The sequence below is a fragment of the Corynebacterium propinquum DSM 44285 genome, assembly GCF_000375525.1.
Lineage (GTDB): Bacteria > Actinomycetota > Actinomycetes > Mycobacteriales > Mycobacteriaceae > Corynebacterium > Corynebacterium propinquum.
Genome location: NZ_AQXC01000001.1, coordinates 1 through 25228, shown reverse-complemented (window position 1 = coordinate 25228; position 25228 = coordinate 1). Strand labels below are relative to the sequence as shown.

The 25228-nt window shown below is 56.3% G+C and carries 22 protein-coding genes and 1 pseudogene; 4 read left to right on the top strand and 19 right to left on the bottom strand.

Annotated elements, in window-relative coordinates; all coding sequences use genetic code 11:
- Positions 1-11: 11 nt before the first annotated feature.
- Genes B142_RS0100130 through B142_RS0100120 form a run of 3 tightly spaced genes read right to left on the bottom strand, consistent with a single transcriptional unit; the run spans position 12 to position 4602 of the window.
- Entirely contained in the window at positions 12-1094 is a 1083-nt protein-coding gene (locus B142_RS0100130) for a CE1 family esterase (protein ID WP_236658168.1), read from the bottom strand.
- 59 nt (positions 1095-1153) lie between these two features.
- Positions 1154-3004 (bottom strand): ABC transporter ATP-binding protein, encoded by a 1851-nt coding sequence (locus B142_RS0100125; protein WP_018119504.1) that lies wholly within the window; start codon positions 3002-3004, stop codon positions 1154-1156.
- The gene (locus B142_RS0100120; protein WP_328706744.1) at positions 3001-4602 is read right to left on the bottom strand and encodes an ABC transporter ATP-binding protein; all 1602 of its coding nucleotides are present in this window, start codon (positions 4600-4602) and stop codon (positions 3001-3003) included. Before B142_RS0100120 ends, B142_RS0100125 begins: the two co-directional genes overlap by 4 nt.
- Here B142_RS0100120 and B142_RS0100115 point away from each other — a divergent pair.
- Positions 4580-5362, top strand: coding sequence for a class I SAM-dependent methyltransferase (locus B142_RS0100115; RefSeq protein ID WP_026167684.1), 783 nt, complete (start codon positions 4580-4582; stop codon positions 5360-5362). The two genes, B142_RS0100120 and B142_RS0100115, sit on opposite strands and share 23 nt — an antisense overlap.
- A gap of 32 nt (positions 5363-5394) precedes the next feature.
- Here B142_RS0100115 and der read toward each other — a convergent pair whose 3' ends face one another.
- The 16 genes from der to B142_RS0100030 all read right to left on the bottom strand — a co-directional run bounded on the left by der (position 5395) and on the right by B142_RS0100030 (position 21785).
- Complete coding sequence (der, locus tag B142_RS0100110; protein WP_018119501.1) at positions 5395-7605, bottom strand: bifunctional cytidylate kinase/GTPase Der; 2211 nt, start codon at positions 7603-7605, stop codon at positions 5395-5397.
- A gap of 70 nt (positions 7606-7675) precedes the next feature.
- Entirely contained in the window at positions 7676-8539 is an 864-nt protein-coding gene (locus tag B142_RS0100105) for a pseudouridine synthase (RefSeq protein ID WP_018119500.1), read from the bottom strand.
- 29 nt (positions 8540-8568) lie between these two features.
- Positions 8569-9168 (bottom strand): SMC-Scp complex subunit ScpB, encoded by a 600-nt coding sequence (scpB, locus tag B142_RS0100100; protein ID WP_018119499.1) that lies wholly within the window; start codon positions 9166-9168, stop codon positions 8569-8571.
- A gap of 73 nt (positions 9169-9241) precedes the next feature.
- A complete protein-coding gene (locus tag B142_RS0100095) occupies positions 9242-10096 on the bottom strand; it encodes a segregation and condensation protein A (RefSeq protein ID WP_018119498.1) in 855 nt (284 codons plus the stop codon).
- Positions 10093-10968 carry a ParA family protein gene (locus tag B142_RS0100090; RefSeq protein WP_018119497.1) on the bottom strand — a complete coding sequence of 292 codons (876 nt, stop codon included), beginning with the start codon at positions 10966-10968 and terminating at the stop codon, positions 10093-10095. Before B142_RS0100090 ends, B142_RS0100095 begins: the two co-directional genes overlap by 4 nt.
- Before the next feature lie 208 nt (positions 10969-11176).
- A complete protein-coding gene (locus B142_RS0100085) occupies positions 11177-11620 on the bottom strand; it encodes a hypothetical protein (RefSeq protein WP_144736379.1) in 444 nt (147 codons plus the stop codon).
- A gap of 514 nt (positions 11621-12134) precedes the next feature.
- Complete coding sequence (gene xerD / locus B142_RS0100075) at positions 12135-13064, bottom strand: site-specific tyrosine recombinase XerD (RefSeq protein ID WP_018119494.1); 930 nt, start codon at positions 13062-13064, stop codon at positions 12135-12137.
- A complete protein-coding gene (locus B142_RS11385; RefSeq protein WP_018119493.1) occupies positions 13064-13828 on the bottom strand; it encodes an NUDIX domain-containing protein in 765 nt (254 codons plus the stop codon). Before B142_RS11385 ends, xerD begins: the two co-directional genes overlap by 1 nt.
- The gene (locus B142_RS0100065) at positions 13821-14837 is read right to left on the bottom strand and encodes a copper transporter (protein ID WP_018119492.1); all 1017 of its coding nucleotides are present in this window, start codon (positions 14835-14837) and stop codon (positions 13821-13823) included. Before B142_RS0100065 ends, B142_RS11385 begins: the two co-directional genes overlap by 8 nt.
- Positions 14837-16021, bottom strand: coding sequence for a putative cytokinetic ring protein SteA (gene steA / locus B142_RS0100060; RefSeq protein ID WP_018119491.1), 1185 nt, complete (start codon positions 16019-16021; stop codon positions 14837-14839). The genes B142_RS0100065 and steA overlap by 1 nt, the downstream gene beginning before the upstream one ends.
- 57 nt (positions 16022-16078) lie before the next feature.
- Positions 16079-17809 (bottom strand): DNA repair protein RecN, encoded by a 1731-nt coding sequence (gene recN, locus B142_RS0100055; protein WP_018119490.1) that lies wholly within the window; start codon positions 17807-17809, stop codon positions 16079-16081.
- Between the two features lie 8 nt (positions 17810-17817).
- A complete protein-coding gene (locus B142_RS0100050) occupies positions 17818-18840 on the bottom strand; it encodes an NAD kinase (protein ID WP_018119489.1) in 1023 nt (340 codons plus the stop codon).
- Entirely contained in the window at positions 18837-19673 is an 837-nt protein-coding gene (locus B142_RS0100045) for a TlyA family RNA methyltransferase (RefSeq protein ID WP_018119488.1), read from the bottom strand. Before B142_RS0100045 ends, B142_RS0100050 begins: the two co-directional genes overlap by 4 nt.
- 58 nt (positions 19674-19731) lie before the next feature.
- Complete coding sequence (locus B142_RS13790; protein ID WP_018119487.1) at positions 19732-19899, bottom strand: hypothetical protein; 168 nt, start codon at positions 19897-19899, stop codon at positions 19732-19734.
- Between the two features lie 3 nt (positions 19900-19902).
- Positions 19903-20955 carry an HAD-IIA family hydrolase gene (locus B142_RS0100035; protein WP_018119486.1) on the bottom strand — a complete coding sequence of 351 codons (1053 nt, stop codon included), beginning with the start codon at positions 20953-20955 and terminating at the stop codon, positions 19903-19905.
- Positions 20952-21785, bottom strand: coding sequence for a tetratricopeptide repeat protein (locus B142_RS0100030; RefSeq protein WP_018119485.1), 834 nt, complete (start codon positions 21783-21785; stop codon positions 20952-20954). Before B142_RS0100030 ends, B142_RS0100035 begins: the two co-directional genes overlap by 4 nt.
- Positions 21786-22180: 395 nt before the next feature.
- On the opposite strand from B142_RS0100030, the gene B142_RS11380 reads away from it, so the two are divergent.
- The 3 genes and pseudogenes from B142_RS11380 to B142_RS14245 form a co-directional block, all read left to right on the top strand.
- Positions 22181-22684 carry a thermonuclease family protein gene (locus B142_RS11380; RefSeq protein ID WP_018119484.1) on the top strand — a complete coding sequence of 168 codons (504 nt, stop codon included), beginning with the start codon at positions 22181-22183 and terminating at the stop codon, positions 22682-22684.
- Positions 22685-22764: 80 nt separating this feature from the next.
- Positions 22765-23895 (top strand): aminotransferase class I/II-fold pyridoxal phosphate-dependent enzyme, encoded by a 1131-nt coding sequence (locus tag B142_RS0100020; RefSeq protein WP_018119483.1) that lies wholly within the window; start codon positions 22765-22767, stop codon positions 23893-23895.
- 185 nt (positions 23896-24080) lie between these two features.
- Positions 24081-25228: pseudogene (locus tag B142_RS14245) on the top strand (IS1249 family transposase); the annotation flags it as partial.

The window sequence follows — 25228 nt, the reverse complement described above, 5'->3', positions numbered from 1 at the left end:
CAGTCTACTGCTTAGGGGCGCCCGGGAATGCGGAAGAAATCCAAAATCTTATCTGTCGCAAAATTCTCCGGCATCGCATCATTGCGATTGCCGCTATAGCCAGGCCACCAGTGCTTACCACCGTCGATACGAATGTGATCAACAGGCGCAGCACAGTGGGTGAAACTGGTGCGCTGTGCATCGCCGACAAGTTCCTGTGCTTCTGCATTGTCGTCGCAGTGGTTTCTGCGTGCGGCAACGTCCATGATCTCTGGCACAGAGAGAAATTTAGTGTTGTGTCGGGTTCCACCGTCATAACTGACGATTTGGTCCGCTGTACCGTGAATATCCAGATGGCCGACGGTACCTGGCGCACAGTTTTCTACCACTGCGGTGTAATACGCTGCTGAGACTGTGGCAATTGCGTGAAATTGTTCTGGTCGCTGGCATGCCAAATATTGCGCGAATCCACCGCCGTTCGAAAAACCCACGGCAAATAGTTGATCATCAGCAATCGACCACGTGCGGCGTGCTGAATTGATGATTTCATCGATAAATTCCAGGTCGTCATGCCCACTTGCCGCAGCATACGGAGCCGGTGCCCACGCTTTCGAGCCCTCGTGCGGGGGCTTGCTGGGAGCACCATCCGGGTAAATGGAAATAGCCCGTGCAGCATCAAAGTGTGTAGAGCGCGCCATGATCTCGGCGTCTTGTCCCCACCCGTGGAAAGTCAGAATCAGCGGCCACTGTTCGGCTGGGTCGTAATCGGCAGGTAAATGCACGAGGTAGCTACGACCACTCGGCAGATTAATGCGCGTGGTTTCTCCGGGGAATGCCCCTTCCACAGGCGCTCCGGTTGGGTGTGGGAAAGCAGACATCTCACGGTCTAATGCCTGGGCATACTCCGAGGCTTGAGGATCATACCCATCGTCTGCGGCGCGGTTATCTACGACGCTGCAGCTGCCGAGACACACCGCGAGTGCGCACAACACCCCGGTTGCCTGGGTTGCCCGGATACGAGGGGTGGCCGTAGTGCCGCTGTCCGGCCTATCCTGCGGCCTGTTGCCACGTTGCCTGAAATACCCCATGAGCTGCCCAACCCGTATCAATGTCACCCACTTCGACCTTCGAACTTCGACCGTAGATAATTTTACCACCTAAACTAAATGGTGCCTTAGCGACCTGAACTCCATGCGTTCCACAGCTCAGTATAGCGACCATCCCGAGCCACCAACTCAGCGTGGGTGCCCTGCTCAATGACCCGCCCCTGGTCCATCACCACCACTTGCTCCGCGGAGACAGCCTGATCCAACCTGTGCGCCACAATCACCGCAGTACGGCCAGCCGTAACCGCAGCAGCACCAGCTTCCAACTGCTCTGCACCGACCGAACCAGCTTCTGCAGTGGCCTCATCCATGATCACCAAGGCAGGATCTGCCAACAACACCCGCGCCAACGCCAATTGCTGGGCTTGCACCGGGTCCAATTGCTGACCACGAGCGCCCACCACCGTATCCAAGCCGTCGGCAAGCGAATCCATCCAATCCGCCTGGACGGTGCGCAACGCAGCCAGCAGTTCTTCGTCGCTGGCGTCCGGGCGCGCCAAGGTAAGGTCGTCTCGCAAGGTGCCAGAAAACACGTACACATCCTGTGAGATCATCGCCAAACGTCCCGCACGTTCGCGATCAGAAAGCCGTGCGACCTCGGTGGCGTCGACAAGAATCTCGCCGGAATCCGGAACCCGCAAACCCGCCGCCAACGCCGCCAAGGTCGTTTTACCTGCCCCAGATGCACCAACAATCGCCACCGTGGAACCTGCTGGAACCTCCAGACTGACGCCATCGACAGCGCCAGGCGAATCCGAGGAATAAGCAAAACTGACATTCTTGACGACGAGCTCGCCCCGCGGTTGCCCAGCACCTGAATCAGGAACCGGCTGTGGTGGCCGCGCGATCACCCCGGCGATCCGGCTCAACGAGGCATAGCCAGCCTGCAACGTATCCAGCACGCGCATCAACGCCATGATCGGGCCACGCAAACGAATCAGCATCAACAGAGCCGCAGTGACCGCGCCGACGGTCAAATATCCGTTATCGACAACGAAAAAGCCGACCAGCAAGCCAACGAAAAGCAGCAAAAACTCCGCGAGCCAGACCCACAAACCAAGCGTCATCATCGTGCGCCGAGCAGCAAAACCATAACTAACCACATCCAGCGAGGATTCCTGCACCCGGTTATGCATCGCACGCTCCCAGCCATAGGCACGCACCGTCGATCCACCGTGGATGGTCTCCAAAACGCGCCGGGCACGCTGCGCCATGGCCTCGCGCTGGGCGATATAACGAGGCGGCGCTACCCGCAGGTAATGCCGCACGGACAACCAATAAATCGGGACCACGATGGCGATAACAGCAATGAATTGCCAATCGATGGCCAGCAACGCAATCGCGGTGGCCACCACCATGAACACCGATTTCGACAACACCGGCACGGTCTCAGTCACGGCAGCAGAAAGCTCGGCGACATCGTCTGTTGCCCGCGAGACCAAATCACCCGACCCGGCTTCTTCCACCTCGTGGGCTGGCAGGCGTAGCGCAGTGCCCACCATGGTCTCGCGCAAATTGGAAATGACCCGCTCAATCAGTTTTCCAATGACATACAAGCCACCTGCCGAAAGCACAGCAGATGCCAGCGCAAGCGCCACCAACCAGATCGCAATCACCGTAATACTGCCGTCATCAGCCACCACCTCATCGACGATCTTGCCCAGTTGCCGTGGGACCAACACGTTGGCCAACGCGCCAGTGCTGAGTAAGAAGATTGCCCACCAGAATTGGCGGCGCGCACCCGGGATGCGCCGGATTTGTTGGGTGACGACGCGGCGCACCGTTGCAAACGATGCGGTAGGAAACGCTGCGGTGGGAAGCGCTGCGGGGTTCGGCCGCGTTGCGGAGGCTGGAGAAGACTGCCCGGATGGCGATGCGGATAAAGACGCAGAAACATTTGACTCGCTCGCTGAACTCATCGCTGTGATGCACCTGCCTTCACGTGATCGGCCACCTCGCGCCAGGCTGGCGAAGAACTATATACCACCGTCGTCTTCCCGCGCCGGGCATCGGCGACGCGACGAGCGATGGTGTGTTCTGTCACCGAATCCACCGCTGTCGTGGGGTTATCCAATACAAGCACCTCCGCGTCGCGCGCCAATGCGCGCGCCAGTGCCACGCGTTGGCGTTGTCCTCCGGAAAGATCGCCATCCGCCTCACCAACGCGACGGCTGGCACCACCGGGAATATCATCGGCTGCTGCGGCGGTAAGTGCTGCGTCAACGATCTCGGAGTCAGTGTGCTCATGCACAATATTGTCCGCAATGGTGCCGCTAAACAATTGCGCATCATGCGGGGCGACGAGCACGCGCTCACGCGGTAGTAACTCCAGGCCCTCGGGAATGTCATCGGCAATCACCGTCAGCTGCCCCGGCTCCGGGCGGGCGTGTTCCGGAAACACCTCCCAGTTGACCACGGAATCAGCCTCCGGCAACGCATACGGTGCGGCAAGCACCGAACGAATCCGATCGGCAGAACCTTGCGCAGTCGCCCACTTCGAAGAAATATTTTTCCCCAGCATTGTCATGGGAGTGATGATGAATTGTGTAAGCCCAATGACGGTGATGAGTTCACCAACGCTGATGGTATCGGCGAGCGCCAAGCCGCCGGCTGCGATGCCGACAATGATGATGTAAACCGACCCCACAGTTTCTGTGATGGCGTCCAATACGGAGCGGGCACCATGCGCACGCACGGTCGCGCCATAGGCGTCGTCAGAAACTTTCTGATAGCGCTCATACACAGTATCGACCGCGCCGATGCCTTTCAGGATGCGCAAACCATGCACCACATCTGTCGCCGTCGCGGCGGCCTCCGCAAGCCAGTACTGGCGTTTGCCGGAACGACGCCGCAGCGGCCCCGAGGCTGACAGGGAAATCCATACCATCACGGGGCCACCGACTAACACAGCGATACCAAGCGGCACGTTAATCATGGTGACCATCACGCCGACGTAAAGAATGGAGGCAAACTCAGCGAACGGAAACACCGCCATCATGACAGCATCAGCAATCCGCTGCGTATCGCTCGAAGCAATCGAGAGCAATTCCCCCGCAGTCCGGCGCTGACCGCCGAGCCCACGAGGATGCGAAATACGATCCGTCACCGCCATGCGCAAAGAATGCCCGGTACGTAGCGTCGCCAGCATTAAATATTTCCGACCAAACCATCCGCAAGTGGCATGCACCACGAAGACCACTGCCATGATTATCAGCCAGCGAACCAGCGCAGAAAAATCGCCACTGGCAATGGCATCATCAATCGCATAGCCAACAATGACTGGGGTAAGCCCAGTACAGAGAAACATAATCACCGTCGTCACAGCAGCAGGAACCGTCAGCCGGTGATACAAAAAGATAGTCTTCAGCAACCAGAAACGATCATCAGGTTGGGCCAGCGGCGGCTCGAGACTGCCCGGCAATTCGGCGGCCGGGGTGACCTCTACGGGCGCTGGCTGCTGCACACCGTCATGGTGTGTATTACTTTGTGTACCGATGACTTCTCCTGTGTTTTTCAAGGCATCTGCCAAAACCAGCCCCTCGTTTGCGAACCCGCAACTGCGACGGGAAGCTGGTGCAGCGTTTTCTGCTGCTGACTACGATGCAATCCGGCCTGGATACCCGACTGACATCGCCAGCTTAGTGACGCGCGAGCACGCACCGGCCACAGTGGCCGACGGCGGTGCGGGAACCGGCCAGCTCAGCGCTGTGCTGGCTGCTGCTGGCCACCAAGTTTACGCCTTTGATCCGTCGGCAGGCATGGCCCAATTTCTGCACCAAAAATTAGGCGTGCCGACGTGGCAAGCCAGTGCAGAAGCGACGGGGTTGGCCGATCAATCCGTGGATTGTCTCAGCTACGCACAAGCCTGGCATTGGTTCGATATCGCTGCTGCCAGCAGAGAAGCTGATCGCGTACTCGCGCCGGGTGGCAGGCTGTTATTGGTGTGGAATACTTTGGATGTCTCGCGACCAGAAATCTTACGATTGGCCCGGATTATGCATTCCGGGGATATCCAGCCAGCTGGTTTCTTCCCTACTGTGGGTGCGCCCTGGCAGCTTGCCGATACGCTGCGGACCACGATGGTGCAAAAACTTACCGTCGACGGCGTGCACGAGCTGATGCATTCGCGCAGTTATTGGCAGCGCGCTAACCAACGTATGCGTAACCGGCTGACCGGAAACCTGAATTGGTACCTGCTGGATTTTTGGGAAAAATCACGTACAGATACCATCACGCTGCCGTATCGCACCGACGCCTTTGTCTACGAGCGCTCCTAAACCTACGAACGCAACCTCTGAAAGTGGGCTCGTTACTTCCGCTTCGTTTTACGCTCACGCACGCGAACGGCGATGCGCACTGGTGTGCCGTGGAATCCGAAGCGCTCGCGGAATTTCCGCTCTAGATAGCGCCGGTAACCGGCATCCAAGAATCCGGTAGTAAACAGCACGATTGTCGGTGGTTGCGTGCCAGCCTGAGTGGCAAACAGCACCTTGGGCAAGCGGTTGTTTTTCATCGGCGGCGGGTTCGCTGCGATGGCTTCGCGGATCCAGTTGTTCAACTGGCCGGTAGTCACGCGCTTATCCCAGCTTTCCAGCGCTGCGATCATCGCTGGTTCTAGCCTATTTAACGCGCGGCCGGTCTTGGCGGAGATATTCACTCGCGTGGCCCATGGAATGTGCCGCAGTTGCTCGTCGAGCTCGCGCTCCAGTAGGAAGCGGCGTTCTTCTTCCATCAGGTCCCACTTGTTCAGCGCAAGTACCAGTGCTTTTCCGGATTCTAGGATCATCGCCAGCACGCGCTGGTCTTGCTCACTGATTGGTTCGGAAGCGTCAACCAACAGCACGCATACTTCCGCGGCATCGATCACTCCGCGGGTACGCAGGGACGCGTAGTACTCATGGCCTTGCGCATTTTTCACCTTTTTACGCAGACCTGCGGTGTCGATAAAACGCCACATTTGCTCGTCGAGCTGCACGAGGGAGTCCACCGGGTCCACTGTGGTGCCGGCAACGTTATCGACCACGGAGCGCTCTTCGTTCGCAAACTTGTTGAGCAATGAGGACTTGCCGACGTTCGGCTTTCCCACCAAAGCAACTTTACGTGGACCTGAGGTAATTGAGGTCTGGCGTGGGGTTTCTGGGAACAGTTTGAGCATCTCATCAAGAACGTCAGCGGAACCGTTGCCGTGCAGGGCCGAGACAGGCCAAGGATCGCCCAAACCTAGGCTGTAGAACAGCGAGAGATCAGCGTATTGCTGCGGCGAGTCAAATTTATTAGCCACCAGCAGCACCGGCACTTTCGAGCGCTGCAGCTTGCGCGCCATCATCACATCGGTCTCGGTGGCACCGACGCGAGTATCGACAACAAAAATGATGACGTCTGCGGTGTCCATCGCGACTTCGGCCTGGCGTGCGATATGCGCGTTGAGGCCTTTCACGTTGGAATCCCAACCGCCAGTATCTTGTACCCAAAAACGCTGGTTTGCCCACTCGGCTAAGTACGAGTTTCGGTCGCGGGTGACACCTGGCACGTCTTCCACAACCGCTTCACGACGGCCCAAGAAGCGGTTCGTCAGCGAAGACTTGCCGACGTTGGGTCGCCCCACGATCGCTACGGTACACAGGGCTTCTTCTACTTGGGTGCCGCCTAGCGCAGACAGGAATTCTTCTTCCAATGCGCCCCAGTCCGGCTCGCCGGCAGCACTCGAAGCGCTGGTTTCCTGCGCATCGGACACGGCTTCGGAAAATTCCGCATCGTCAAAATCCACACCGGTGTATTCGCGGTATTGCGTCGCAAAGTCATTCGGGTCCTCCGGATCACCGGAATCTGTCAAGTCTAGTCCCTGGATAATATCAATAATCCGCTGTTGGACCTCCTCCAGCGACAGTTCCGAGGTATCAACCAGCACCGCATCATCAGCTGGACGCAGTGGCGAGGCAGCACGCGCGGAATCGGCCGCATCGCGGCGTTGGACGTCGGCAAGCACCGCAGAAAACGACGATTCCCGGCCTGCCGCCAGGTTCTGGTCGTGCCGACGCTGCGCGCGGATTTCCGCAGAAGCAGTGAGAAAAATCTTCGTCGGCGCATCCCCCAGCACGACGGTGCCAATATCACGGCCTTCGACAATCACGCGATGGGCGGCAAAAGCGAGCTCACGCTGCAATTGCACCAAGTTTTCCCGAACCTCCGGAATAGCCGAGACGGACGAGACATGCGTCGTCACGGCTTGTCCACGGATCGGTTCCGAGACGTCCTCACCGTCGAGAAGCACCGCGCTGGATTCCGGGTCATCGCTAATCTCAATCGGCAGATCTCGTGTCGCCTCAATGACGGCATAGCTATCGAGCGGATCTACCTGAGCGCGCAGCACGGCGAGCGTGGCTACTCGATACATCGCGCCGGTATCCAGGTATTTAGCGTCCAGTCGTTTCGCGAGCGCGCGGCAGGTGGACGATTTTCCGGTTCCGGAAGGTCCGTCGACGGCAACAAGTAGGCCGTCGTCAGGCATATTCGTAATCATAAATTCGTTTCTATCGTTTCTATCTGTTCTGTTCTGTGTGTATTAACTGTGCATTAACTGCTGGCGTTTTCTACATGCCCACTGCTTTGTACAGCGAAGTCAGCTCAGAGGAATTCAACGCCCGCAGGACGCCGGGTTTTTGTTCACCGAGCTGCACGGTGTGCACCTTGGTACGCACCAGGCGCTGGACCGGGTAGCCAGCTTCTTTTAGCATGCGGCGCACGATGTGCTTGCGGCCTTCGTGGAGTTCCACCTGCACCAGCGAATAACCTTGGTTCTTGTCAATGACGCGCACGAAGTCCGCTTTCGCCATGCCGTCTTCGAGCTCCACGCCTTCGCGCAGTGTAGAAATCAGTTTCGGACCGGCCTCACCGAGTACTTCCGCCAGGTAAGTCTTGGATACCTCGTATTTCGGGTGCATCAGGCGATTCGCCAACTCGCCGTCGTTAGTCAGAATCAGCAAACCTTCGGTGTCTGCATCCAAGCGTCCGACATGGAACAGCCTTTCGCCAGCATCAAGCTTGCCGACGACCAGATCGCCGACGCAACGCCGACCCATCTCGTCCGACATGGTCGATTGCACGCCGCGTGGCTTGTTCAGCACGTAATAGGCTTTATCCTCATCCACGTTGATTCGGGCACCGTCGACGTGGATGATATCGCGCGATGGGTCAACCTTCACGCCTTGTTTCGTAATGGTCTTGCCGTTGACTTGCACACGCCCGTCACGAATCAAAATTTCCGAGTGTCGACGTGAGGCAACGCCTGCCTGGGACAATACTTTCTGTAGCCGCACGGTTTCGTAGTCTGCATCGTTGTCGTGGTCGTGGTCGCGGTCGTTGGTCGGCTCATCGGCAAAAATCCAATCCGCGCCTAACTCTTGCGCGATAGATTCTGCGGTTGCTTTACTGTGGTTTTCGGTCACGGTGATCACGGTCCTTTAAGCTGTAGTCGTCTGCCGGGTTAAAATTCGTCGTCAATGCTGTCGAGTTCCGGCAGCAATGGCGCAAGATCAGGCAGTGCAGCGAGAGAATCTATGCCCAATTGTTCCAAAAACAGCTCGGTGGTGACATAGAAACGGGCTGTGCTGGACGTCTCCTCCGTGAGCTCAGGATGCTGACTTGCCTCAACCTCGCGAATCATACCGCGAATTGCCAGCGTGCGCATAACACCATCGACGTTGACCCCACGGACAGCGGAAACTTGAGCCCTGGTAACCGGCTGCCGATATGCGATAACTGCCAGGGTTTCTAGGGCGGCACGCGAGAGTTTGGTCTGGCTTCCATCAAGCAGGAATTCTTCGACAGGTGCAGCGTTTGCAGTGCGGGTATACAAACGCCAGCCTTCTGCGTTCTCCCGCAGCTGCATCCCCGAGCCACGACTGTCGAATTCATCACGAATTTCTTCCAACAGCGCAACGGCCTCGTACTTTTCGACGCCGAGTGCCCGAGCCAGATGAGCAGCACTCGCCGGAGCATCGATGACGAGCAAGATGGATTCCAGCTGGCTGCGCCGCTGCGAAATCAGTGGCAGATCCGTAGATTGTGCCGAGTTATCGTCCATTCTCATCGTGTTCCTTTTCGCCCATTCGCGCTCACAGCCGTTATCGCTGACAGTTACTGTAGCTATTCCCGCTTTATTCCCAATTTGCCGCACCAACGACGGCCGGGTCCACGTCCAAGCCAGTCCATGCGACAGATAGTTTTTCCAGGGCCTCGGGTTGTTCTGTATCCACCGCACGCGCCTTGTACAGCTCCAACAGCGCCAAAAATCGGCCCACGATGTGCATGGTATCTGGGCAATCACGGGTCAGGGTTGCGAAAGTCGTCCATTCACTGGCCCCGAGCAGTTTCAGCGAGTTCAGCATCACACCTGCTTGTTCGGGCACTGAAACAGCCACCCGGTGTACGTGATCGGTGCCGACTTCCTCGGGAGGTTTCGGGCGAAATACGCCCGCGGCTAATTCTGCGAACGATTCCGGGCTATGCCCCAAGTGCAGCGGCGGTAGTAGCTCAGCAAAGCGTTCTTCGATGGCCACGGCCCGCGGGTATCGTTGCTGTGCGTTGCGCTGCCAATCTGCGAATAACTCGGCAACTTGTTTGTATGCGCGGTATTGCAGCAACCGCGCAAATAAAAGGTCCCGCGATTCCAGCAGCGCGAGATCTTCTTCATCATCGACTTCTCCACGAGGGAGCAAACGTGCTGCTTTCAGGTCCAGCAAGGTTGCTGCAACAACAAGGAATTCTGTGCGTTCGTCCAAGCCGGCGCTGGCGTCAAGAAAACGGGTATAGGCCAAAAACTCGTCGGTGACCTCGTGCAGAGCGATGTCTGTAATATCCATCTTTTTGGAATGGATGAGCTGCAGAAGCAGGTCAAAGGGCCCCTCGAAATTCGCCAAGGCCAGGCGAAAACCAGTGATCTCTGGTTGTTCTGGGGTTTCGGTCTGGCTCTGCTCTTTCTGCTTTTTCTGTACAGTGTGACTATGCGTCATGCCTGGGCGTTAGCAGTGCGCTCCATAACCTCAAGCGCCAAGGTTCGATATTGCTGGGTGGCTTGTGAACTTGGTGCCCAGCTAGTTATGGGCTCTCCAGCCACGGAGGTCTCCGGGAAGCGGACGGTGCGTGTAATCACAGTATCGAAGACTTTCTCGTCAAAAACCTCGACGACACGATCCATCACTTCCCTGGCGTGTTTGGTGCGTCGGTCAAACATCGTGACCAAAATGCCCAGAACTTCCAGGTCAAAGTTGATGCGCTCAGAGACTTTTTCGACGGTATCGGTCAACAGCGCCAGCCCACGCAAGGAGAAATATTCGCATTCCATCGGAATGATCACACCGTGTGAGCAGGCAAGCGCGTTTACCGTCAGCAAGCCCAAGGACGGCTGGCAGTCGATGATGATGAAGTCGTAATCCCGCATTACCGGACGCAGCGCACGAGCCAGAGTGTGCTCACGACCAACTTCGTTGACCATCTGGATTTCAGCAGCAGAAAGGTCAATATTCGCAGGAACGACATCGAGGTTTGCGGTATCGGTATGCAAAATTGCGGAATGAATGCTGGTGTGGTTATCCAGCATGACGTCGTAGATGGTGTCTTCTAAACGGTCATGCGAAATGCCCAAGCCCGCAGACAATGCACCCTGCGGATCCAAGTCAACCAACAGGACTTTACGGCCATGCTCTGCGATACAGGCACCCAAATTGATGGTCGTGGTGGTCTTGCCGACGCCACCTTTTTGGTTGCACATGGAGATAATCGTGGCCGGGCCGTGTTTGTCTAGTGGCTTCGGTTGCGAGAATTCACGTTTTGCACGGCCGGTGAGGCCGGTTGTTTCCGCCTCAAAAAGCCCGTCGTCACTCATGTCCTCGCCTTCCTGCATCAAGACTAAATCTAGAGATGCTCGTCTGCACCAACCGGCGCCGGTCAGCACAACACCTCTGCGTCGATACACCAAACTTACAACGCTGTTATTAAAAAAGTCCACCTGCTTGACAAACGCACGCAATAGGAAAGGCTATAGCCTTGAACCAATAACCGCTCGCCCCGGCGGCGACGTGGAGCCGAAAATTCTACATACCGAAGTGTTCGCCGTTCCACATAGCCTCGATGAAATTCAGCATAAACTCTTTGTCCAAGTATCTTACGGCGACGTGGACATTAAGCATCGATTCTAGGCTCGGTGAACACAGCAAAGAATCGACTACAACACGATGGTCTTTTTCCAAATGAGGCACGAAATACCAGAAGGCATCACTGTGCGCGCGGAATCCACCCGCTGCGATATAGAGAAAAAGATCATGCTCAGAAATTCCAGCATCGCGCACGAGTAATAGATTTGCACGCGAATAGAAATTGTCTTCGGAAAAGCCCTCCACAGGTGGCGTGCGTTTCCACTCGTCTTCCAGTGCAAATGCGCGTTCGGTAATGGTTTTCTGGCTATACTGCAGCGCTTCCTGTAACGGGTTAGGCTGAGTTAGCTCTTCTTGCAAGGTCATTGCTCCATCAGAAACCATATGCCATTATCCTTTTCGTAGTTGTATAAACAATAGACTTTCATGTGGTACCACCCTTGGTCGTTGTAATAATTGGCCTTTGTATTACATTCATCCTCAGAGCGATACGAACGCAAAATTTTTCCGGAGTCTATAGACGCTACGTCTGTCGTAGTGTCGACTCCATGCGAGTCTTGCCTTGTTGAGGCAGCGAATGCCGCTCCAACAAGCAGCACTAGCGCCACAAGGACAGTGAAGATCACTCGTATCGGGGCTTGTCTCCAATAAAACCTGAAACTATTTAGCATAGGATGACTCCATCAATCGGTGCCCCGGACGTATTCGAATGTTTCTCTTGATTCGATCTCACATTCTTACGGGGCTCGACTAGTAGATTCTTGACCCACTACCTCTTGTTGTGCGGCAGTGATCCATCAACGTAAAAATTGCGAACATCATTTTTAATGATAGTCACCATAGTACACCACTGCTATGATGTTAGTCACTAACATTACATACTTACATCCCTTCGGCCCTACGCCCGGGGGTGCGACTGCGCCCAAACTTCCCGCATATCGTCCGCACTCACGTGAGTATAAATTTGCGTAGTAGTTACTGAAGAATGACCTAATAATTCCTGTACGGTACGCACATCGGCTCCGCCGGAAAGCAAATGCGTGGCGAAGGAATGCCGCAGCGTGTGCGGTGAAATCTTGGTGCTAATCCCCGCCTGTTGCGCAGCTTCTTGTAGCACCTTCCACGCTGACTGTCGCTTCAACTGTGCACCACGTGTATTCAAAAACAAAGCGTGGCTAATTCCTTTCGCCAGCATCGGCCGGGCCCGTACAACGTACTCGTTACACGCATCGATCGCAGCTTGACCGATAGGAACGATACGTTGTTTCGAGCCTTTACCGGTCACGCGAAGGATCCGTTCGCCGTCGGCAGCATGACGAAATTCGTCCAGGCTCAGATTCAAAGCCTCCGAAATACGAGTGCCCGTGGAATACAACAATTCCAATAAAGCCCGGTCCCGGATATTCACCGGGGTTGCCGCTTCACCATTCGGGATTGCGTCTAACAAGCGTTCAACGTCGGCAATGGACAAGGCATCCGGCAAATTTTGTGCAGCACTCGGCGGAGCAATCCCCGCGGCCACATCTTCTGCCAATTCTCCTTCACTCAACGCAAACTTGTGTAATCCCCGCACCACTATGAACGCCCGGCTCGTCGACGCCACTACCAACGGTTTATAGCCTGCAAATCCAGTCTGCAGATCGCGCAAATATCCTTCCAGATCCGCCGCGGTTACCTGGTCTAGGTGCGAATATCCAAGTTGTTCTAACCAGGTAAGGTAGCGCCGGATATCACGTCGATAACTCTGCAACGTGTTATCGGAATGCCCCTTTTCCACCGCTAGGTGGTCGAGCCAGGTATCGGCAATCTCTTGCGCTGCAGCAGCCATTATTCGTGGTTGTCTGTCTCGGTTACCTGGGTCAACGCTGCACCCGGTTGCACCGTTCCGGATGCTTGCCGACGCTGTGCCAACGCGGTGGGACGCAATGCAAATGGAGCTTCCACACTGCGCAGCTGCGTGCCTGCTACCACATGGTGGTGCGCAAACAAGATGCCCGCCACGGCCGAAGCGTTAGTGATCTCACCGGCACAGACTTTGGCGACGGCGTCGGCAAGAGTTATCCAGGCCAACTCCATATCGGCTTCTTCATCCCCAGAATCACCGACCTGGTCGGCTAAACCAGTTGCACCCGCCGTAGCCGGATCCTGGTCTGCTGTGCTGATATCTCGGGCGAGAAAAATCCGGGTGGCCTCATCCGATATCCCCGGGCTAGGAGCAATATCGCCGAGAACTGCCCACCGTGCTGCCTGAGCCCCGGTTTCTTCCAACAACTCACGCTGGGCGCATTCGAATGCCGTCTCACCCGCATGATCCAGCAAGCCAGCGGGAATCTCCCACAGCCGCTGGCCAAAAGCATGGCGATACTGGTGTAGCAGCGCAATACGGTTGTCAGCATCCAATGCCACTATTGCTGCAGAACCAAAATGTTCCAGGATTTCCCGCGTGGCCTCGCCCCCGCCCGGCATCGAAACAGTATCCCGGCGCAGCCCAACGATGGGCCCTTGCGCGAGCAGTTCAGAATTCAGCGTGGAAAAAACGTGCTGACCTCGCTGACGCGACTGTTGAGGTTCTAGTGCCTGCCGGTTATTCATTCTCGGAACGCCCGTGTGAATTTTGTGATTCAGCAGCGGATTCGTCGCCATCATGGTCAGGCAAGACCGCATCGGCGCTGTCACCAAATCCATAGGCGCCGCTAGCACCCTGCAGTTGTTCGGCAACTGCTAGTACGGTCGCCAAACGCCCCCAGGTTTGATCGACGGCATCGATAGTGCTGACGGCTGCCGTGGCGGCATCGTTGGCACGCAATTGCTCCACCGCGTTGGTGGCATCGGCATCTCCCGCACGTCCGGCAGCCACGGTAGCTCCGCCGGCCTCGTCCAAGGCCTGGGCAAAGGCTGCCTGGTTTTTCGCGACGAATTCAGCCGAACTGTCGGCAGCCCCGCCGTTAGCACCAGCACCTGTCACCAGGACAACGGCTTGACCTGGCAAAATAGTGCCAGATTCATAATCGAGGTACTCGGCATCCGCGAGAGTCTCAAGCAACAAGCCGCGATCCTCCGTGGTGGAATTCGGCGAATCCGTACCCGCAGCAAAAGTCAGGGCCGCACCAAGGGCCTGTCCTGCATGTGTGCCCGGATCCCGATTCTCAGCCGAAAGCTCTGTGCCAGCAGGCAAGGTATTTGCGACGATCGTCTTCAACTCATCCGCACCATCTTGCGAGAAAAACTTCTCCGCCAAGTTGATCACACCAGAGTCGATCGCTCCAGCACGCTGCAAAGATGCGCGAAGTTTTTCCACGTCGTCCTCGTCAGCGTCGGCAGTTGCGAGCACGAGGACTGGTTGCTCATCGAGCACGCCGTCGATGATGTCTTGGCCACTCGCTGCCACCACCTCGTCTGCTGCTGCGGCCTTACGCTGCGCGCGTTGCTCTTTGGCTTCCAACGCTTCGTGTTCAGAACTAGCCACGGTAGCTGCGGACGTATCGGCACTGGTGGCACCCGGAATATTCGGGCTCAACAAGAACACTCCCAGGCCCGCACCTAAAGCGAGACCGATTCCGGCTCCCGCGATTCCAACTCCTGTCCGTGAGGCACCAGCCATTAGCTAAACCAACCTTGCACCGTCGAGAAAATATTGTCCCAGGTATCGGTGATATTTTCGGCAAAATTACCGTTTCCAGCAACACCGACGATTACCACCAATGCCGCGAGAGCCACCAGGATTCCCAGCGCTGCCCACAACCACCCAGCAGCAACTCCCCGGCTCGTCTGATACAGACTAATAACCGTGTCAGCATCCACCAGTTTGGAACCAACCTTGGTGCGGGTTAACAACGCTGCCGGGCTAGCATGTTCTTCCTGCTGGAAAATATCGTGCAGATCCAGCGTGCTGCCGACGTTCACGATAGAACTAGCACCATGATAATCCGCCAACAAGAGCGCCAAATCCGTGGCATTCTCGATCGCTGCCGGGAAGGTCATAGCCCCCACGCCAAGGTCCTGAATCCGCTCCAGCCCCGGGGCATGACCGTCCGGGTCGGCAGGCAAAACAACCTGTGCACCGCAGCGCAGCGTGTCGGCTTCTACCGCGGTGGGGTTGCCAACGATAATCTCCGGGGTATACCCCATCTCCAGCAAAGTATCGGCGGCTTGTTCCACGCCGATGATTGCCGGACGGTATTCGCGAATAAAATTTCGCAGATTTTTGATCTGCGCACGATGCTGCACGCCGGGGCTGACGACGAGCACCTTCCGACCAGCCAGCCCTGCCGGAATATCCGGAATGCCCAAACCATCGATCAGCAGCGGGCCTTCGGAATGAATGAACTGAATGGTGTTGCCAAAATAGGCTTCCATGTGATCAATCAGGGACTGCTGGGCTTCCGCAAAAGATTTTTCTGCAGCCTCCCGGTTGACCAACTCGCCTTTGCCGATGAAGCGTTCGCCGAGGTAAATCTCGCCGTCTTCGGTCACACGCGCCTTCTTGCCTTCGCGCATCGCAGAAGCGAAGCCTTCCCCAGCGTTTTCTAGCAGCACGACGTCGTCGTCAAGCAACATGTGTGGGCCGTAATTCGGCACGCCGCCTTCGGTAAACCGAGCAACGTTAATGACTACCGACGGGCCAGCGTCCACGAGGGTTTGCGCCTCCCGCCGGGTGATATCGGCAGCGTTGATCACCGCGATATCGCCACGGTGGAATTTACGCATTCCCTTTCCACCAGGAGTGCAATCGCGCACAGTGGCCTGGATTCCAGGCAGATCGGCATCTTTGTTAAACAACCCCATGCCAGGATATTTAACACGCGTTCAGGCCGGTAGTGGCCAAGGCGCGCCTTAGAGCACTCAGGCTTTCTTCCTTTTGTCTTTACTGGCTTTTTCCAAGAGTTCTGCAGCATGGGCGCGCCCGGTCTCCGTGTCATCAAGCCCAGCGAGCATGCGCGCGAGTTCTTCGACCCGCTGCTCGTGGTCGAGCGTCACAACGCCGGAGGTGACACTGTCATCGGTGACTTCCTTCGCGACGTGCAAATGCGTATCTGCATAGGCAGCCACTTGCGGTAAGTGCGTGACGACGATGACCTGGTTATGCACCGCAAGCCTGGCCAGGCGACGGCCAATTTCTACCGCCGCACGGCCACCAACCCCGGCGTCAACCTCGTCGAAGACCATCGTCGCACCTGTAGTTTCTGCAGAAATGATAACCTCCAGCGCCAGCATGACGCGGGATAATTCACCACCAGAGGCGGCCGTCGATAGCGGTTGTGCCTGTGCCGCATCATTAGGTGCAAGCAGCAGCTCAATTTCATCAGCACCGTATTCGCCAGGCGCGATGTCTCGGACTGCAACCTCCAAACGGGCTTTGGGCATCGCCAAACCGCGGATTTCGGCAGTCACTGCTTCCTGCAATTCACCAGCGGCTTTCCGCCTAGCCGTGGACAGTTTCTTCGCTGCCGCGAGCATAGATTTTTCTGCAGCTCGAACTTTTTTCTGTAACTCATCCAACGCTTGCGCAGAGGTATCGATGCTCGCTAGCCGCTGCTCAGCCTCATTGCGCCAGGTGACAACCTCACTGATCGTCGGAGCATACTTGCGAGTCAAAGACTTCAATGCATGCTGGCGCTGCAGCGCAGCTTCGAGTTGATCGGGATCTGCAGGTAGCTCCCCCAAAAAACCGCCAAGCTCTGCAGAAATTTCGCCAAGCTGGGTCGTGATATCACCGAGTTTGTCGGCTAAAGCAGCCAGTTGTGGGTCATCAGAACCGCGCACGGCAGATTCCGCCTGTCCCAGCAAAGTCGAGGCCGGATCAGTTTCGCTAAAGCCGCCATCTCCGCCTGCTGCTTCCGGACCATCAATGGCAGAAAGCGCCGCCATAGCTTGCTCACGCAATGAATCCACGTCTTGTAACCGACGAATACGAGTGATTAATTGTTCATCTTCACCCGCTTCCGGAGATACCTCATCAATCTCGTCGATGGCGAACTGCAGACGGTCTACTTCTTGGGCCAGCTCACGACGTGATTCCGTACGGATTTTCAGATCACGCTGGAGTTTTTTCCATTCCCGATAAAGCAGTTGATAATCGCGCAGCAATGCAGCGTTCTCGGGTGCAAACCGGTCCAGCGCCGCGCGTTGCTCATCGGGAGCCAACAGGCGTAGCTGGTCATTTTGGCCATGAATAGCCAGCACATAGGAAGAAAATTCAGCAAGCTTCGCCGCGGGTACGGAACGCCCGCCCAAATGAGCTTTCGACCGGCCCTGGGCGCTAACGGTGCGCGCGACGATATATTCGCCGTTTTCATCTGCGGATCCCCCTCCCGCTTCGACGATTTCAGCGATGGCGTCTTGTGCGACAGTGCTCAGTTCGTCGGCAAGAAAACTGCCTTCCACGACGGCCTTTTTCGCCCCCGTACGCACGCGCGACGCATCAGCGCGGCTACCTGCGAGCAAGCGAAGACCGGTAACCACCATGGTTTTACCGGCACCAGTTTCACCGGTGAGCACAGTCAACCCAGACGATAATTCCGCAGAGGCATGATGAATCACGCCCAAATCTTCAATGGTGATATCCGCGAGCATAACCTTGGCTACTCGCCTCCCCCTCGTGCTTGTTCTTTGTCGCTGCCATTATTAGCACTGTTCCCGCTGTGCCTCTGGCGCAAACCGCGCGGGCCCCGCCATCCTTCCACCGGCAACCAAAACTTGTTCACCAGACGATCAGTAAACGGTTTATCATCCAAGCGTACCCAACGGATCGGATGCGCGCCGCGGACAACTTCTACCCTCGACCCCGGAGGCATAGTGATCTGACGGTGGCCATCCATGATCACGATTGCTTCCTCAGTTTGCGAGGCTGATTCGACTGCCACCGTCGACGCGGGCGAGACCACCAACGGTTTGGCGAACAAGGCATGTGCGTTATTCGGCACAACCAAAATTGCATCAAGTTCCGGCCATAACACGGGACCACCAGCAGAGAACGAATAAGCCGTCGAACCAGTCGGGGTGGAAATCAGCACCCCATCGCAACCAAAGGAACTCACCGGGCGCCCATCAACTTCCAGGATGGCATCAAGCACACCTCGCCGGTTTTGGCTATGCATACTGACTTCATTCAGTGCCCAGGAGCGGCCTACTTCCATCCCCGTGGCGTCTACCACGACCGTATCGATGGTCATGCGGTCTTCAATGCGGTAATCACGCTTGACGACGCGCTCGATCGCGGTTTCCAGCGATTCTTCTTCCCACTCAGCAAGGAACCCGACATGCCCCATATTCACGCCGAGTACCGGGACATCCACCGCATGGGCGAGATCAGCAGCGCGCAAAAATGTACCATCCCCACCAAGCACGAGTACTAGCTCGCAGCCCCGTGCAGCCTCGGGCTCGGCCTCGACCAGGGGGTACTGAGAAAGATAGTCGTGCTCGGTAATACCATCGGTGCGATCATCCACCACGATGCGCACAGAAATCCCTGCTGCTGCCAACAAACGCACGACACGTTCGGTGGTAGCAACATTACCCATACTGCCGGTATGCGGAACCAACAAGACGACGCGTTCATCGCTGACGCGTTGGTTGCTACCAGCAACCGTATTCAACCTCGTCACTGTGGTCCTTCCTCAACCGCTTTGTGGATAAGCTCGTGCAGCGTGTGCGAAGACGGCATCTGTGCGCCACCGTCTTTCTTCAGCCATAAAAAGTATTCTACGTTTCCACTTGGACCAGGCAGGCGCGAGGCCCCCGCACCGAGCGTCGACAAGCCCAATTGCGCAGCAAACTCCGCGATCTCGCGGGTCACTTCTTCCCGCAACGCAGCACTACGCACCACCCCGCGGTTACCTAGGCGTTGTTTCCCCACCTCAAATTGTGGTTTGACCATTGGTAGCAGGTCGGCGCCGTCGGCCAGTACACCGTTGATAGCCGGTAACACCAAGCGCCAGGAAATAAACGACAAATCGCCCACCATTGCATCACAATAACCATTCGTGTCCTCAGTGGTGACATGGCGCAGATTGGTCCGCTCGCGCACCAGTACCTGAGAGTGGTGCCGCAGCCGTGGAATCAACTGCTGGCGCCCGACGTCGACAGCAACGACTTCACTGGCGCCACGGTGCAGGCACACATCAGTAAAACCGCCGGTGGACGCTCCAGCATCGAGGACCCTCTTTCCAGCAAGGTTCATCCCTTCTGGTTCGAATTGCTCAAGCGCGCCCAGCAATTTATACGCGCCACGTGAAGCCCATTCCCGTTCGCTGCTAGCATTCACGAGCACGTGTGCGTCGTCGGTGACCGGCAACGATGGCTTGCGTGCCACCGAACCATCAACAGTAACCACACCGTCTTTAATCAGTGTGACCGCGTGCTCCCGAGACCGAGCAAGCATCTTCCCCACCAGAAACGCGTCCAGACGCTTCCGGGGTGGGTTGTGGACATGCTGCATCGTTACTCGTTTCTCCTCAGACGGTTACAGACGATTACCTGGCTGGGTTAGTCCCCCGCTATTGTTCCTGCAGCCCACGTTGCAATACCTGGTGCGCACGTTCTAACTGCTCAGCCTCGCCTTCGAGGTCCGTCGCCGGGTGTGCGAAAACCTCGGCTAGCTCGTCGGCAAGCTCTGCCGGTGTCATGGCCGGTGCATTCGGATCGCGCGGTTTGGGGACTGGCATGGACTATCTCCAGTCTGCAACTGCGTGTTCAGCAGCGACCGAACGTGGGTGAATATAACGCGGGGGCTTCGGCATAGCCCACGCAACTTCCAGCACAGTACGCAGCGCGGCCAGGGATACAGCCAGGGACGCGGCAGCCGTATTGTGCTGACTGGTATTGGCCTGAGTGTTATCCACGTGCTCAATTCCGCGCTCCAGCAACACATCGTGGCCGTCACCGCGGGCAGTAAAATCACCCTGCGGCCCGGGAACCAGCTGTTGCGCCGGGGACAAGACGTCGGAAATATCAGCACCGATATAGGTTGGGCGGTGCTCAGGCGGGGCTTCAAGTAATTCGATGGCGCCAGAAACCCCAGTCAAAACATGCAAAGAGTCGAAACCAGCACTATTCGCACCAGCGATATCGGTGTTCAGACGATCGCCAATACACAACGGGTTTTTCGCACCGATTTTCTGCGCAGCCAACTTAAACAACTCTGGCTCAGGTTTTCCTGCTGCACGCGGATAAACATCCGTCGACGCCGTGACCGCAGCAGCAAGCGCGCCATTTCCCAGGCAAAAACCGCGTTCTGTGGGCAAAGAAGTATCCGCATTCGTAACCAAGTAGCGTGCCCCGGCCCGCACGGCAAGCGCTATCTCTGAAAGCTGCGCCCAGCCGTTCTCTGGGTTGTGGCCTTGCACAACAGCTGCGATACCGGAATTCGATGGGTCCTGCCCGGCTGAAGTCACGACTTCATAGCCTGCATTGCGCACGACTTCGTGCAACCACTCTGCCCCCACGACCAGCACGGTCGAGCCAGGACTAGCTTCCTCCGCCAGCACCTCGAGCACCGCATCCACAGAGTTAAACACCGTGGGCTTCTCGTCCGCGATGCCTAATTTCTGCAATTTTTCCACGACAGCAGAGTGCGGTTTCGAGGCATTATTCGTCACAAACGCCACCGGCACGTCAACGTCGTTGAGCACCGAAATCGCGGCCTCAATAGCAGTATCACCGTTCCAGACCGTGCCATCGAGATCAACTAGTAGGCCGTCATGATTATCTAGTAAGCTCATGAGTTTTTCTGCAACTCCTCCAGGCGAATTTCCGCGTCGGTCCATTCCTCTTCGTCGATGGCAGCGGCGTGCTGGAACCATTCGAGTGCTTCGTCGCGACGCCCTGCTTCGAGCAACGCATTGGCGTAGGCATAGCTCAAACGCACTGCTGCCATACCGCGGTCTGTTTTGTCTGGGTTCGCACGCTGCAGAGTGATCACCGCGCTGTCCGCCTGGTTTTGGTCTAAGCGCGCGCCAGCAGCCACGATGGCAAGCTCGATGACTTCGTCGGCGGGAAGTTGCCGGGCTTCCGGTGAACGAGAAAGCTCGATGGCTTTTTCTGGGCGTCCCAATCCGCGTTCGCAATCGGCCATCACGGCTAATAGTCCCGGCCCTCCGTGCATGCGGCGAGAAGCGCGCAATTCGGACAAAGCTTCTTTCCATTCACCAGCATGATAGGCCGCAATGCCGTTGACCTCGCGTGCCACGGACACCCGGCCAGCGCGATCTTTCGCCGCCCGCGCGTGCCGGAGTGCCAGCTGAGGATCTTCTTCCATCAACGTCGCCGACATGATCATATGCTTGGCGACGGCATCGGCGTTGTCTTTCGACAAGACTTTCAAGTCCTGCAAGACGGTCGGATCTAAGTCGTTTGGATCAATATCGTCCGGCAAATCAGGATCGACAGAGCGCTTATTCAGACGGTCTTCACGGAAACCAGGCTTGTTCGGACCCCGATTCGGTTTCGACGAGCGCTGAGAGCCAAAATTCTTGTCGCCGCGGTTCTGATTGTGAGTGCGCTTTTTGCCTTTGTTGCCTGTTCGCCGTTGCCCGCGCGGGGGTTGATTCATACACGATCCTCTTTCTAATTATTCTGCGCTAGTCCTGCGGCGTTAGTGTCTGCGAACGTTTCACCGCACCGAATATTCTGCGCTGACATCTGTACGGCTTTCTTCTGTACGCCGTTTCACTATGCGAAAATTGTGCCCGTTTGACGCCAGTTTAGCGAACGAAACCCAGCGAAGATAACTGCATATACTCTAGAACAGGAAGATTAGACCAAGCCCACATACTGCGGATCGTTGCCCCGCCTGGTTGCGACGTGCGCAAAAACCATTGGCATAGCGCTGAGACGACGTAAGTCGGAGGCTTCGAACTGTCAGCATTAACGAACACACGAAAGCAAATAGTGTCACTCGGAAAATCCGCTCGCAGGAAATCTACATCGAGCATCGGCCTCATTATTGTGGCGAGTCTCGTTTACGGCGGCTACCAACTGTTGGACGATGACGCCCAAGACGCAAACCACACCAGCGATGATACCCAAATGGCAACCGTCGATCATGTCATCGATGGCGATACCATTCGGGTTTCGAAACCAGGCGAACAAGAAACCACCCGTGTTCGCCTTTTGAATATCGATACCCCGGAAATAGGAAAAGAGTGCTATGCCGAACAGGCACAGCACTTCCTTGAAGAACTCATCCCTGAGGGCACGCGGGTACGGCTCGAGTATGACCAAGAACCAACCGACCATTATGGCCGCGAATTAGCCGGTGTCTATGTCGACGACACGTTAGTGAATAAAGAGGTCGCCGCAGCAGGCCTTGCCGTACCCATCGTTGTGGAACCGAATGACCGCTTTTATCGCGAAATCCAGGAAGCGGTTGCTTCTGCGAAACGAGAGCAGCGCGGAGTGTACGCACCGGATAGCGGTTGCAGTTTTGCCGATTATAAGACCAGAAACTAGCGAATTAACCAACGATCCATGAAAAAGTAGAAGACAAAACGACCCGCAGCCACCACCCCACGGCCATATTGGAGGAAACGATGACTGTACGACGGCTCCAGCAATTCGGCGAGACGATCTTCGCCACCATGACGCAGCTGGCGAATGAGCACGATGCGATCAATCTTGGGCAGGGATTTCCAGATTCTGACGGACCACAGCGAATGCTAGAAATAGCCCAGCAAAATATCGCAGCTGGGAATAATCAGTACGCACCGCTGCGTGGACTACCTGTCCTTGTCGACGCCATCGCAACGAAATATGACGTTCCTACCGACCACGTCGTGGTCACAGCGGGTGCGACCGAGGCAATCAGTGCCACCGTGCTGGGATTAGTGGAACCGGGGCAAGAAGTCATTGTCCTGGAGCCGTATTACGACGCTTATGTTGCCGCAATTGCTCTTGCCGACGCCACCCGGGTGGCGGTCCCGCTCAAGGCCTCAGAAAACACATGGGATATTGATATAGACGCGGTGGCCGAAGCGATCACCGACAAGACCGCGATGATTGTGCTTAATACCCCGCACAACCCGACCGGCGCTGTATTTAGCAGGGAAGCATTAGTCGGCATCGCTGAATTATGCACGAAGAACGACCTGCTGGTTTTGGCTGATGAAGTTTATGAAAATCTGGTATATGACGACGCAGAACACGTGTCTATTGCATCCTTGCCCGGAATGGCAGAACGCACAGTGACGGTCTCGTCTGCGGCTAAGTCTTATAACTGCACTGGTTGGAAAACGGGGTGGGCAATCGCGCAACCACACCGATTGGATGGAGTAATTAAGGCGAAGCAGTTTACGACCTTCGTCTCGACGACACCATTTCAACCAGCGGTAGCGCATGCACTCTTGCACGAAGATGCTTGGCTGGACGGCATGGTCGATGTACTCAATGAGTGTCGAGAAATTCTCGTAGATGGGTTGAAGGCAGCAGGTTTTACGGTCCATGGCACACGGGGGACGTATTACGTAGTAGCGGATATTGCTTCATCTGGAATGAACGGAGAAGAATTCTGTAAGCGTTTGCCTATCGACAAGGGCGTTGCCGCTATTCCGTTGTCAGCGTTTACCGATAACCCGGAGCCCTGGAAATATAAAGTACGCTTCGCTTTTTGTAAACAACCACAAATTATTCGTGAAGCCGTGCGAAGGTTAACTAGCGAAAAATAGGTCACGAGCGCCCCACACAGAATGGGCCTAAACGACAGGATGTGTTGGTGAGGTTGTATGGTTAACCGCTCTGGCGGGTTGTTATTAGGATTATTTCACTTATCTGGAGGGATAAACCGGCCTCGGGCCGGAAATACCGCCAGGGGCGTGCTGGTGTGCTAGTTGCCTAGATTCACGATGGGAGGATGAGTAAGAATCATCCTCGATGTCCCGTCTGTAGCGGGGCGTGTACCAAATACGGAACAACGAGTACCGGTCGCCAACGATGGCGATGCCGCACCTGCAAGGCCACCTTCACCCGCGCTAATGACGACGCAGTACAAGCTAAATGGTTTCGCCTTTTTCATCTTGTGGCTTATCTCTGGCCGCAGCCTGGCACAGACAGCTAAAAGTTGTGGAGTTTCACCACGAACTCTGCAACGCCGCTTTAAAACGTTCTGGTTTATCCAACCTCCCCGAAATGTTGATAAGCAGCGAATCTACGATCAAATCTTCATCGACGGCACCTATTTCAACACCAAGTGCCTTGTCGTGGCTGCTGACTCCAGCCATGTCATCAATTGGTTCTGGTGCACGAAGGAATCTTCCTGGTCCTACATGCGCCTGCTGGACGAACTAGCCCCACCACAACTGGTGACCTGTGATGGGGATTCCGGAGGGCTTAAAGCACTACACCGCTTATGGCCTAATACCCCGGTTCAACGTTGCATTGTCCACGTAAAACGCAATATCCAACGCGCCACAGGCCTTCACCCCACCTTGCCGATGGGCAAAGCACTACAACGGCTTTCCTTTGAACTGCTCGCCGCTGACAATCTGGATAAAGCAGCTAAATGGACAGTCAAGCTACACCAATTCGGCACCGTATTTAGCTCCCAGCTCAAAGCCAGGACTTACGTCAAAGACGTGCCCTTCGAGCAGATTCCGAAATCCAAACGCGGCAACAAAAAATGGTGGTACACCCACGATGTTCACCGCGGAATCTACCTACAACTAAAGAAAATGAGCTAACAAGGACACCTCTTTGCCTACCTCACCCAAGCTAAAGAAGGCCAACGTTTAGAACGCACAACCAACAGCCTGGAAGGCGGGGTGAACTCGCAGATCAAGCAATTAATGCACGCCCACCGCGGACTGCGCGACGAGCACCAACGCATCGCCTGCGACTGGTGGCTGTACCTACACACGCAGCTGCCTGACGACCCTGTAGAGATCGCCAGGCAGCAAAACTGGGGCCAGAACGCACTCACCAAAGCACAAACCTTAGCCAGCCAGGAAACACAAGCTACCAGCGGCCATGAGGACGGCCGACCAGCAACCTACGACAGCGCCA

Bases quoted from the DNA above. Each gene is read 5' to 3' on its own strand.
- B142_RS0100125 (WP_018119504.1), bottom strand. From the start codon at position 3,004: ATGAGTTCAGCGAGCGAGTCAAATGTTTCTGCGTCTTTATCCGCATCG.
- B142_RS0100115 (WP_026167684.1), top strand. From the start codon at position 4,580: ATGACTTCTCCTGTGTTTTTCAAGGCATCTGCCAAAACCAGCCCCTCG.
- der (WP_018119501.1), bottom strand. From the start codon at position 7,605: ATGATTACGAATATGCCTGACGACGGCCTACTTGTTGCCGTCGACGGA.
- scpB (WP_018119499.1), bottom strand. From the start codon at position 9,168: ATGGACGATAACTCGGCACAATCTACGGATCTGCCACTGATTTCGCAG.
- B142_RS0100095 (WP_018119498.1), bottom strand. From the start codon at position 10,096: ATGACGCATAGTCACACTGTACAGAAAAAGCAGAAAGAGCAGAGCCAG.
- B142_RS0100090 (WP_018119497.1), bottom strand. From the start codon at position 10,968: ATGAGTGACGACGGGCTTTTTGAGGCGGAAACAACCGGCCTCACCGGC.
- B142_RS0100085 (WP_144736379.1), bottom strand. From the start codon at position 11,620: ATGGTTTCTGATGGAGCAATGACCTTGCAAGAAGAGCTAACTCAGCCT.
- xerD (WP_018119494.1), bottom strand. From the start codon at position 13,064: ATGGCTGCTGCAGCGCAAGAGATTGCCGATACCTGGCTCGACCACCTA.
- B142_RS11385 (WP_018119493.1), bottom strand. From the start codon at position 13,828: ATGAATAACCGGCAGGCACTAGAACCTCAACAGTCGCGTCAGCGAGGT.
- B142_RS0100065 (WP_018119492.1), bottom strand. From the start codon at position 14,837: ATGGCTGGTGCCTCACGGACAGGAGTTGGAATCGCGGGAGCCGGAATC.
- steA (WP_018119491.1), bottom strand. From the start codon at position 16,021: ATGGGGTTGTTTAACAAAGATGCCGATCTGCCTGGAATCCAGGCCACT.
- recN (WP_018119490.1), bottom strand. From the start codon at position 17,809: ATGCTCGCGGATATCACCATTGAAGATTTGGGCGTGATTCATCATGCC.
- B142_RS0100045 (WP_018119488.1), bottom strand. From the start codon at position 19,673: ATGCAGCATGTCCACAACCCACCCCGGAAGCGTCTGGACGCGTTTCTG.
- B142_RS13790 (WP_018119487.1), bottom strand. From the start codon at position 19,899: ATGCCAGTCCCCAAACCGCGCGATCCGAATGCACCGGCCATGACACCG.
- B142_RS0100035 (WP_018119486.1), bottom strand. From the start codon at position 20,955: ATGAGCTTACTAGATAATCATGACGGCCTACTAGTTGATCTCGATGGC.
- B142_RS0100030 (WP_018119485.1), bottom strand. From the start codon at position 21,785: ATGAATCAACCCCCGCGCGGGCAACGGCGAACAGGCAACAAAGGCAAA.
- B142_RS0100020 (WP_018119483.1), top strand. From the start codon at position 22,765: ATGACTGTACGACGGCTCCAGCAATTCGGCGAGACGATCTTCGCCACC.